Below are 9,476 nucleotides of genomic sequence, written 5' to 3'. Positions count from 1 at the left end.
CATCTAGGGGGGGACTGCCTGCCCCTGGGGAGGCAGGCGGACTTTGCGCAGCAAATGACGGTGGAGGGGGGGGCCGGGGCTGTGCCCGGGCCGATGGGGACATCGGCCCCTACGCTAATGTTATGGCGGTTTTGTAGGGGCGGCGATCAGCCGCCCGGCCGATGTGGTGCCGCGCTGGTTTTCCAGCGTGAAGGGACCGCCTTCGCTTTTTGTTTCCCCATGACGCGCACCGCCCCGGCCAAGACGTCATTCTGAGGCCGCAGGCCGAAGAATCCGTCCCCCGGCCCCTGACGGCGGAAAAAGGACGGGGAAAACGGATGCTTCGCTCCCGCTCAGCATGACGCGGGGGAGGAACGGGCGCACACACAGGTGCGCCCCTACGGCGTGGTTTGGCGTGCCGGGGTCGTCGTGTCCCACAGAATGACGTGGTGCATGGGCGCGGCTTCCCAGACACGCCCATATATTCCCCGTCATTCTGAGCCGCAGGCGAAGGATCCGTTGTCTCCCCCTTAACGGGGGAGCTGTCAGCGAAGCCGACTGAGGGGGGGGCAGGGCGCAGAGCACGCCCGATGCCCACCCTCATCCGTCATTTGCTCCGCAAATGTCACCTTCCCCCTGAGAGGGGGAAGGTTTACGGGGACGGGCGACCACAGGTGCGCCCCTACATGCGTGTAATGGCATTTTCCGCAGGTCGTCTCTATGCCGCGTTCAGGGTGTGGTCGGTGTCGGCGGGGGAGCGGTCCTCGTACCACTCGTCCTCGGCCAGGCCCAGCCCGGCCCGGACCTGGGCGCGGAATTCCACCAGCTCGGGGTAGGCGTAGAAGAAATCCAGCTTCCGACTCCACACCGCCTGGTCGGCCAGGGGGTCCCGGGGGCGGAGGACAAAGTAGGTGAAGGACTCGCAGATGTCCTCGGAGGGGTCGGTGGAGGCATAGGCGGTGACGAAGTCGTCGTAATGGCGCAGGAAGAAGTTGTAGGTATCCTCGCAGGCCAGACAGTCGTCAATGTAGTCCGTCCAGTAGGTCTGATAGAAGTTGTCGATGTAGGACCCGGAACGGCTCACCATGCCCCACTCATTGTAGGTGTCCACGGTCTGGCTGTTGGTGTAGGTCACCTGAGCGCTGTTGAGGGTGAGGTAGTGGCAGTACTCGTGGAGGATGGTCTCCACGAAGTAGCCCCGGTCCCCGGCGTCGGCGGGGTCCACGGCGATCTCCCAGACGTCGCCGGGCTCGTCCATGGCCTGGACCCAGGCCACGGTCTCCTCGGGGCCGTCGGTGAAGAAGGTGAGCCGCCCGAAGTCGGCAAAGGCCCCCTCGGGCAGCAGGTCGGTCATGTCCCGCCACAGGACCATCAGCTCCTCCTCGGTCCAGCCCAGGAGCTGGCCCGCCGTGGTCGGGTCGGCGATGAGGGCGCCGTCCGCCCCCATGGTGTAGGAGATGAGGGGGATCTCCTCCGGGTTGGTGTAGCCGAAGCCCTCCTCGTCGCCCCCCAGATATTGAATGGTGTACTGGTCATAGAGGGCGGAGAGCTCCGCCTGAAGGGTATCCTCCCGGGGGCGGGAGGCCCACTGCCCGGCCTCCAGCCGGGCCTGGCGCAGGGGGCGGAGCCGGAGCCACAGCTCCAGGGCGGCCTGCCGCTCCTTTGTGGTGATGTGTTCGGTGAGTAGGCCCAGCTGGGCGTCCAGCTCGGCCTGGATCTCCGGGGTGACCTCCGTCGGAGCGGAGGGGGTGGGGGTAGGGGCCTGTCCCGAGCCGCCGCAGCCGGCGAGCATGCTCACCAGGACCAGCCCGGCCCCCAGTCTGAAAAGGATCTTATTCCTCACTGTCCTCCTCTTTCTTGGTGCACACAATATTCAGCTCTTCCAACTGTTTGGGCCTCCCCACAAGATCCGAGATCTTGTGGTGGCCCCTATATGATGATCTGACATGCTCGGCGGAAGTGAATTCCGCCTGCGCCAAGGTTTTGGCCAATGGCCAAAACACTTGTGCGGCGCATCACGCCGCCCCATCTTCGATGGGGCCCCCGTGGAGCCCGGGAAAAAGAAGTCAGATTTCAGACTCATCTTCCTTTTTCGTGCAGATGATGTTCAGCTCCTCCAGCTGCTTGGGCTCCACGAAGGAAGGCGCGCCCATCATCAGGTCCTGGGCGTTCTTGTTCATGGGGAAGGGGATGATCTCCCGGATGGAGTCCTCGCCGGCCAGCAGCATGACCATGCGGTCCACGCCGGGGGCGATGCCGGCGTGGGGGGGCGCGCCGTAGGTGAAGGCGTTATACATGGCGGGGAACTTGGCCTTTACGTCCTCCTCGCCCAGCCGGACCAGCTGGAAGGCTTCGATCATGATCTCGGGGTCGTGGTTCCGCACCGCGCCGGAGGAGAGCTCCACGCCGTTGCACACCAGGTCGTACTGGAAGGCGGTGATGGAGAGGGGGTCCACCGCTCCGGCGGCGGCCTTTTTCAGGATCTCCAGGCCGCCGTTGGGCATGGAGAAGGGGTTGTGGCAGAATTCCAGCTCGCCGGACTCATCGCAGATCTCGTACATGGGGAAGTCCACGATCCAGCAGAACTCGTAGCGCTCCTTGTCCATGTGCTGGGGGGCCAGGGCGGGGAGCATCTTGATTAGGACGCCGGCGGTCTTCTGGGCGGTCAGCTTCTTGCTGCTTGCGGTGAGGCCCACAAAGGAGCCCTTTTCCAGGCCCAGGGCGGAGACCACCTGGTCCTTGATGGGCTGGACGAACTTGGCGATGCCGCCCACGATCTCGCCGTTCTCATCGTAGCGGAACCAGTAGACCTTCTCCCCGGACTGGACCTCCACGTCGGCGCACAGCTTGTCGATCTGCTTCCGGGTGGCGGTGAAGCCGGTGACGGGGACGGCCTTCACGGTGCTGCCCTCAAAGGGGCCGAAGCCGCAGGAGCCCAGGACCTCGGTGGCGTCGGTGACGGTGAGGTCGATGCGCAGGTCGGGCTTGTCGGTGCCATACTTCTCCATGGACTCCAGGTAGGGGATGCGGGCAAAGGGGGCGGTGGAGGCGATGTTGTAGGCGCCGTACTTGGCAAAGATGGGGGGAAGCACGTCCTCCAGCACGGCAAAGACGTCCTCCTGATCGGCGAAGGCCATCTCCATGTCCAGCTGGTAGAACTCGCCGGGGGAGCGGTCGCCCCGGGCGTCCTCGTCCCGGAAGCAGGGGGCGATCTGGAAGTAGCGGTCAAAGCCGGAGGCCATGAGCAGCTGCTTGAACTGCTGGGGGGCCTGGGGCAGGGCGTAGAACTTGCCGGGGTGTTTTCTGCTCGGCACCAGATAGTCCCGGGCGCCCTCCGGGGAGGAGGCGGTGAGGATGGGGGTGGTGATCTCCAGGAAGTTGTGGGCGGTCATGGCCTGCCGCAGGGCGGAGACCACGTTGCACCGCAGGACGATGTTGTCCTTCACCGCCGGGTTGCGGAGGTCCAGGTAGCGGTATTTCAGGCGGGCGGACTCGTCGGCCTCCCGGCTGCGGTTGATGGGGAAGGGGAGCTCGTTGTGGCGGCAGCGGCCCAGGACCTTGATCTCGCTGGGCACCACCTCGATATCGCCGGTGGGCAGCTTGGGGTTCTTGGAGTCACGCTCCCGGACCACGCCGGTGACCTGGATGGTGGACTCCTTGTTGAGGGGCTTGACAGCGGCCATCATGGCCTCGTTCTCAATGACCACCTGGGTGGTGCCGTAGAAGTCACGGAGGACGGCGAAGGCCAGGTTCTGGCTCACCTCACGGACGTTCTCCAAAAAACCGGCCAGGGTGACGGTCTGGCCCACATGCTCCATGCGGAGCTCACCACAGGTGTGGGTGCGGGACTGCATCATGAAAAATCAACTCCAATTTGTAATATTGATATTGGTTTATCCGAATGGGATTTAGAAAATGGGGGGTATGGGGTGGTTTGCCATGGGATTCGGGACTGCCTTTGTGTTGGGCGCGGCTTCCCAGACGCGCCCCGCGTAAGGGGAATACCATGCTGTCATCCGCCCGCAGACCTTCCCCCTTCCAGGGGGAAGGTGGCATGGCCCTGGGCCATGCCGGATGAGGGTGGGCCGGGGGATGATTGCCGTGTGGTTTGGCGCGCCGGGGTCGTCGCGCCCCGCGTAAAGGGAATACCATGCTGTCATCCGCCCGCAGACCTTTTCCCTCAGGGCTGCTCCAGGTGGTACTTCTCCGCCAGGGCGGGCCCGTCCAGGATGGGCTGGCTCTGGGGCCGGGCGTCCAGGCGGGTCTTCACATAGGTCACGGCCTCCGCGGTGGGGAGGGTCACCTGCTTGAAGAGGCCGGCGGCCTTCTGCTCCGACTCCTCTTCGGGGGTGGAGGGGTCGGGCAGCAGCAGGTCCTTCACGGTGACGGTGCCGGCATGGATCTCGTCCTCGCCCAGGAAGGCGGCGAAGGGGATGCCGGTCTTGTCGGCGTAGTTCATCTTGGCCTTGAACTTCTTCTGCTCGGTGTAGAGCTGGGTGCGGATGCCGGCGGCACGGCAGGCGGTGGCGAAGGAGATGGCGGCGGTGAGGTCGCCCGTCATGGGCAGCACCAGCAGGTCGGCGGGGGCGGTGAGGACCGCCGGGTTGAGGTAGCCCTGGTCCTGCAAAACGAAGAACAACCGGGTGAGACCGATGGAAATACCCACTCCGGGGAGTTGTTTTTCGGTGTAATATTCCGCAAGGTTATCATATCTGCCGCCGGAGCAGATGGAACCGATCTCCGGGTGGTCCAGCATGACGGTCTCGTAGACGGTGCCGGTGTAGTAGTCCAGGCCCCGGGCGATGGTGAGGTCCACCATGAAGTGGTCGGCGGGGACGCCGAAGGCGGCCATGTATTTGACCACGGTGGAGAGCTCGTCGATGCCCAGGTCCAGCAGCTCGTTCTTCCCCTTGAAGCCCTCCAGGGCGGCCATGGGGTCGTCGGTGGAGAGGAGGGCGAGGAGCTCATCGGCGGTGGCGGCGGGGACGGCGAAGTCGTCCACCAGGATGGCCTTCACCTTCTCGGGGCCGATCTTCTCCAGCTTGTCGATGGTGCGCATGACGTCGCCGGCGTGCTCGGAGAGGCCCAGGGCGGCAAAGAGGCCGTTCAAAACCTTCCGGTTGTTGACACGGATCTTGAAGCGGCGGAGGCCCAGGGCGGTGAAGGTCTTGTAGATGATGGCGGGGACCTCGGCCTCGTTGGCGATGTCCAGCTTGCCGTCGCCGATGACGTCGATGTCGGCCTGGTAGAACTCCCGGAACCGGCCCCGCTGGGCCCGCTCCCCCCGGTAGACCTTGCCGATCTGGAAGCGGCGGAAGGGGAAGCTCAGCTCGTTGTGGTGGAGGGCCACGTACTTGGCCAGGGGCACGGTGAGGTCAAAGCGGAGGGAGAGGTCGCTGTCCCCCTTGGTGAAGCGGTAGATCTGCTTTTCGGTCTCGCCGCCGCCCTTGGCCAGAAGGACCTCGCTGGCCTCGATGGCGGGGGTGTCCAGGGGGGTGAAGCCGTAGAGGGCGTAGCTCTCCCGCAGGATGGCCACCATGCGGTCGAAAAGCACCTGCTCCCGGGGCAGCAGCTCCATAAAGCCGGAGAGGGTGCGGGGTTTGATACGGTCCATGATTACACTTCCTTTGTTGTAAAAGTTTACAGGCTGCTGCCCCGCCCGCCGCATCAGCGGCGCCAAGCGTTTTTGCGGAGCAAAAACCTTGAAACAGGCCGGATTCACTTCGGCCTGTTTGAGTCAAATAGAGGGGTCCCCGGCGGCCGTCAGGCCGTTGGGGGCAGCAGTTCCATAAAGCCGGAGAGGGTGCGGGGTTTGATACGGTCCATGATTACACTTCCTTTGTCGTTTGAATGGCGGGACACCGCCTGTTCCGATGCAAAAAGGCGCTCTCGTCCCTTAATGGGACGAAAGCGCCTGCCTTCGTGGTGCCACCCATTTTCAACGGCCTGTGGAAAGGGCCGTCCTCGTGCCTTCTGTTGCGGGAAGGGGACCGCGCCCGTCTCCGGGCCCGCTGGTGGGACTGTCTTCGCCCTCTCCTTGCCGTGGAACGCTTGCAGCCAAAGGCGTCCCTCTCTGTCCGGCGGTGCTGGGGGGTACTCATGACCCGTCGTGGCGGTGAGCGTAACAATAGTATCCCACAGTGGGGAAAAAGTCAACCATTTTCCCCGGTTTTTACGGCCAGAAAGGGGATTTTAAAGGAAACGGACCTGGTAGAGCCCGTTCCGCTCCCGCTCCACCGCCTTCCGGAGGACCTGCACGCTCTCGTCATCCATGCCGGCGGCGGACTCCTCCTCCTGGAAACGCAGGTTGAGCTCCGTCCAGGAGTGGAACTGATCCTGGATGGGCGTCATGAATCTGCCGTACCAGTCGTTGAGCTCATCCCGCTTGAGCCAGCGGCACACAAAGAGCATCCCGGCGATGAGGACGCCCCAGCACAGGTCCCTGGCCTGACGGGAGGCCGCCAGACGCTCCAGCGCGGCCAGGCCGCTCTCCCGGTCGGTGATATGGAAGTTCGTGGACAGGAAAGCCCGGTAACGCTTCCGGCGATGAGGCGCGGGACGTCCGCCGCCCACCAGGCCGGTGTCCTCCACCGTGTCGGGCAGGCTGGCGTGGAGCTCCAGCAGGGGCAGATACCCCGCCGCCGCGGCCCACTTCTCCCAGTCGCTGCGGCAGAGGAAGGGGTCCTTTTTTTTGAAAAAGGTGGGGGGGTACCAGCCCATGTACACAAAGGCAATGCCCAGCACGATAAAAATGGGCAGCCAGGCATAGAGGCTGATCATCCAGAGGTTCAGCAGGATGTCCACCAGGATGCTGTTGTCGGGGTCGGGGGAACTGTAGACGGCTAGCAGCAGCAGCCCGGCGGTGGCGATGGTGAGGAGAAAGGGGATCATAAAGGCCATGAAGGTCTTTTGGTCTACGCGGGCACGCACCATACAGGTGTCACTCCTTTTTGTAAAAAAATGTATTTTCACTTGGGATGTGCCAAAAAGTAACAGATGGACTATTGCCATCCGCCATTGGTCTATTTTAGTAACCTATGGGAAAAAGCGCAAGCATTTTTTCAATCCATTTTCTTTTGATACAAATAATTGTAATATCATCTAAATTATGTAAAAATCTATGGCCCCGAAAGGGACCGGAGATAGAGAAGAGGGGCGTCCTCACGTCTCGCCGAAGTCGGCGTAGAGAGCGAAGTCACCCTCGCCCCAGCTGCTGCTGGACCCGTCGCCGTTCTGCTGACAGTCAGCCACCGGCTGGTCGCTGCGCAGGGGGACACCCTCCCCGGTGGTGACGGAGACCCAGAAGTCGTAGTCATATTCTTCTTCTGTATTCAGGTATCGGCTCAGGTCGGCCCGCCAGCTGCCGTCGGCCTGCCGGACGGCCTCCACAGTGCCCATCAGAGAGCCCTCCACAACCTCCAGGATGGCGGAGCGGACCTCTACGGTGACGGTCTCCGGCTCCAGGGCGCTGCTTTCCGGGGCGTTAAAGGTCAGGCTAAGCACGTCGGACGGCGTGCCGCCCTCCCACCGGCTGTCCCCCTTCAGGGTAAAGAGCTCATTTGTCCACAGGGTGGGGAGAACTTCCCGCCGGGTGGTCTCCCCGTCGGTGAGGATGACCACCGGCTCCAGGGACTCCCGCAGGGGACAGGTGAGCACGCCGGTGAGCCGCCCGGAGCCGTCGTCGGTGAGGACGGCCGTCTCGCCCGTGCTCAGGGATAGCTGGGCCGTCTCCCCAACGCTCAGCTCCTTGGGTACCAGACTTACGGACAGGCTCAGGTCTCCGCTGATGTACCCCAGCCCGGTCTCCACAGAGGAAAAAAGGCTCTGCTGGGCGGCTATTTCCCAGCGGATGTCGCCTGCCTGATTGGCCATCTCCTGCCTGAGGTCGGGGAGGTAGTCATGGATATGCTGCACCTGGGTGGAGAGCTGCTCTACCTGGGTCCGGAGGCCGACATTCTGCCAGAACAGTCCCCCGATGGCGGCGGCCACCACCACGGCGGAGAGGATATGTCCGGTCTTTTTCTCCACAAAAACACCTCCTGATGTGGAAAAACGCCCGCCTTTTTGCAAAGACGGGCGCACGGGTACAGGGTAGATTCAGACGGTGAAGGGGGCGGTCTTGGGGCTGACGATGTCGCGCCAGTCCAGGTCTCCCCGCTCCAGGCCGTGGATGAGCATTTCAGCGGTGCCCACGTTGGTGGCATAGGGGATGTTGTACTGGTCGCACAGGCGGGTGATATAGTCCACGTCGGTGTCCAGGTCGTGGGTCTGGGGGTCGCAGAAGAAGAGCACCATGTCGATCTCGTTGTAGGCGATGCGGGCGCCGATCTGCTGGCTGCCGCCGTGCTCGTGGGAGAGGAAGAGGTTCACCGGCAGGCCGGTGGCCTCGGCCACCATCTTGCCGGTGGTGTTGGTGGCGCAGACGGTGTGCTTGGAGAGGATGCCACAGTAAGCGATGCAGAACTGCACCATCAATTCCTTTCTCCTGTCGTGGCTCATGAGTGCAATGTTCATCCCTTACTCAGTCCTTTCTTTTCTTCACATGCAATGATTTCAGCGGATCTTCATGAGGGGGACCCGCTGCCCCATCAGACGTTTGGCGATGTTCAGATAGGCCAGGGCGGCCCCCTTGCGGCTGAACAGGATCAGCGGCTCCCCGGTGTTGGCGGCCAGGATGACCTGGCTGTCCTCGGGCACCACCCCCAGCAGGGGGAGACCGGCGGCGTCCATGGCGTCGTCGATGGTGGTGCGCAGGCGGCGGAGCAGCTTGGGCTGGATGCGGTTCATCACCAGGTGGATGGTGTCCACCTGCCGGTCCAGCTCCACCACGGTGCGCTGGGCGTCCCGCAGGGCGGAGGAGTCGTTGGTGGAGACCACCACCGCCCGGTCCGCGCCGCACACGGACAGGCGGAAGCCGCTGCCCAGCCCGGCGGGGGAGTCGATGAGGATGTAGTCGAATTGTGCCCGTGCCGTCTCCAGCATGGCGCGCATTTTCTCCTCGTCCATGGCGGCGGGGCTGGGACGCACCGGGGCCGTGAGCAGATAGAGCCCCCGGATGACGGGGTGCTCCACGGCGGCCCGCTCCAGGGTGCAGCGGCCCTCCAGCACGTCTGTAAAGTCCATCAGCGCCCGGTCTGTCATGCCCAGGGAGATGTCCAGATTGCGGAGCCCCACATCCAGGTCGATACAGAGCACCTTTTGTCCTAGGGCGGCCAGGCAGGAGGCCGTGCCGCCGGTGAGGGAGGTCTTCCCGGTGCCGCCCTTCCCGGACGTGACCACGATGACGGTTCCCATAGCAGACCTCCTAACGGCATTGGGTCAGCAGAAGAGACCCTTACACTCTATTATATCATCTGCATCCCCGGAGTTCAAATCTAATTTGCGTAAACGGGGAAATATGAAAATGCTACTAATAAGAGTAACAAAGCGTAAAGCGTTGTTACTCTTATTTTTTTATCGAAAAACGGAGGTGAAAAGACCATGAGCAACAAATATTT

Annotated in this window: 7 protein-coding genes; all 7 read right to left on the bottom strand. The window is 63.1% G+C overall.

Features of this window, described 5'->3' with window-relative positions:
• Window positions 1-697: 697 nt before the first annotated feature.
• The 7 genes from Q0Y09_RS05060 to minD all read right to left on the bottom strand — a co-directional run bounded on the left by Q0Y09_RS05060 (window position 698) and on the right by minD (window position 9,273).
• Window positions 698-1,822 (bottom strand): hypothetical protein, encoded by a 1,125-nt coding sequence (locus Q0Y09_RS05060; RefSeq protein WP_297718543.1) that lies wholly within the window; start codon window positions 1,820-1,822, stop codon window positions 698-700.
• Between the two features lie 223 nt (window positions 1,823-2,045).
• Entirely contained in the window at window positions 2,046-3,836 is a 1,791-nt protein-coding gene (gene aspS / locus Q0Y09_RS05055) for an aspartate--tRNA ligase (protein ID WP_297718539.1), read from the bottom strand.
• A gap of 323 nt (window positions 3,837-4,159) precedes the next feature.
• Window positions 4,160-5,593: a histidine--tRNA ligase gene (gene hisS, locus Q0Y09_RS05050; protein WP_297718536.1), complete on the bottom strand. Its 1,434-nt coding sequence runs from the start codon at window positions 5,591-5,593 to the stop codon at window positions 4,160-4,162.
• A gap of 578 nt (window positions 5,594-6,171) precedes the next feature.
• Entirely contained in the window at window positions 6,172-6,912 is a 741-nt protein-coding gene (locus Q0Y09_RS05045) for a hypothetical protein (protein ID WP_297718533.1), read from the bottom strand.
• Window positions 6,913-7,140: 228 nt separating this feature from the next.
• A complete protein-coding gene (locus Q0Y09_RS05040; RefSeq protein WP_297718531.1) occupies window positions 7,141-8,007 on the bottom strand; it encodes a hypothetical protein in 867 nt (288 codons plus the stop codon).
• Window positions 8,008-8,076: 69 nt separating this feature from the next.
• Window positions 8,077-8,493: a methylglyoxal synthase gene (locus tag Q0Y09_RS05035; RefSeq protein WP_297718529.1), complete on the bottom strand. Its 417-nt coding sequence runs from the start codon at window positions 8,491-8,493 to the stop codon at window positions 8,077-8,079.
• A gap of 39 nt (window positions 8,494-8,532) precedes the next feature.
• Window positions 8,533-9,273, bottom strand: a complete 741-nt coding sequence (minD, locus tag Q0Y09_RS05030; protein ID WP_297718527.1) for a septum site-determining protein MinD — start codon at window positions 9,271-9,273, stop codon at window positions 8,533-8,535.
• Window positions 9,274-9,476 lie beyond the last annotated feature (203 nt).

The sequence above is a fragment of the Intestinimonas sp. genome, from assembly GCF_026169115.1.
In the GTDB taxonomy this organism is placed as follows: Bacteria; Bacillota; Clostridia; order Oscillospirales; family Oscillospiraceae; genus Intestinimonas.
This window is presented reverse-complemented; position numbering and strand designations above follow the sequence as displayed.

What these genes read in the sequence shown, in the direction of transcription:
- Q0Y09_RS05035 (WP_297718529.1), bottom strand. Translation starts at nt 8,493, where the DNA reads ATGAACATTGCACTCATGAGCCACGACAGGAGAAAGGAATTGATGGTG.
- aspS (WP_297718539.1), bottom strand. Translation starts at nt 3,836, where the DNA reads ATGATGCAGTCCCGCACCCACACCTGTGGTGAGCTCCGCATGGAGCAT.
- minD (WP_297718527.1), bottom strand. Translation starts at nt 9,273, where the DNA reads ATGGGAACCGTCATCGTGGTCACGTCCGGGAAGGGCGGCACCGGGAAG.
- hisS (WP_297718536.1), bottom strand. Translation starts at nt 5,593, where the DNA reads ATGGACCGTATCAAACCCCGCACCCTCTCCGGCTTTATGGAGCTGCTG.
- Q0Y09_RS05045 (WP_297718533.1), bottom strand. Translation starts at nt 6,912, where the DNA reads ATGGTGCGTGCCCGCGTAGACCAAAAGACCTTCATGGCCTTTATGATC.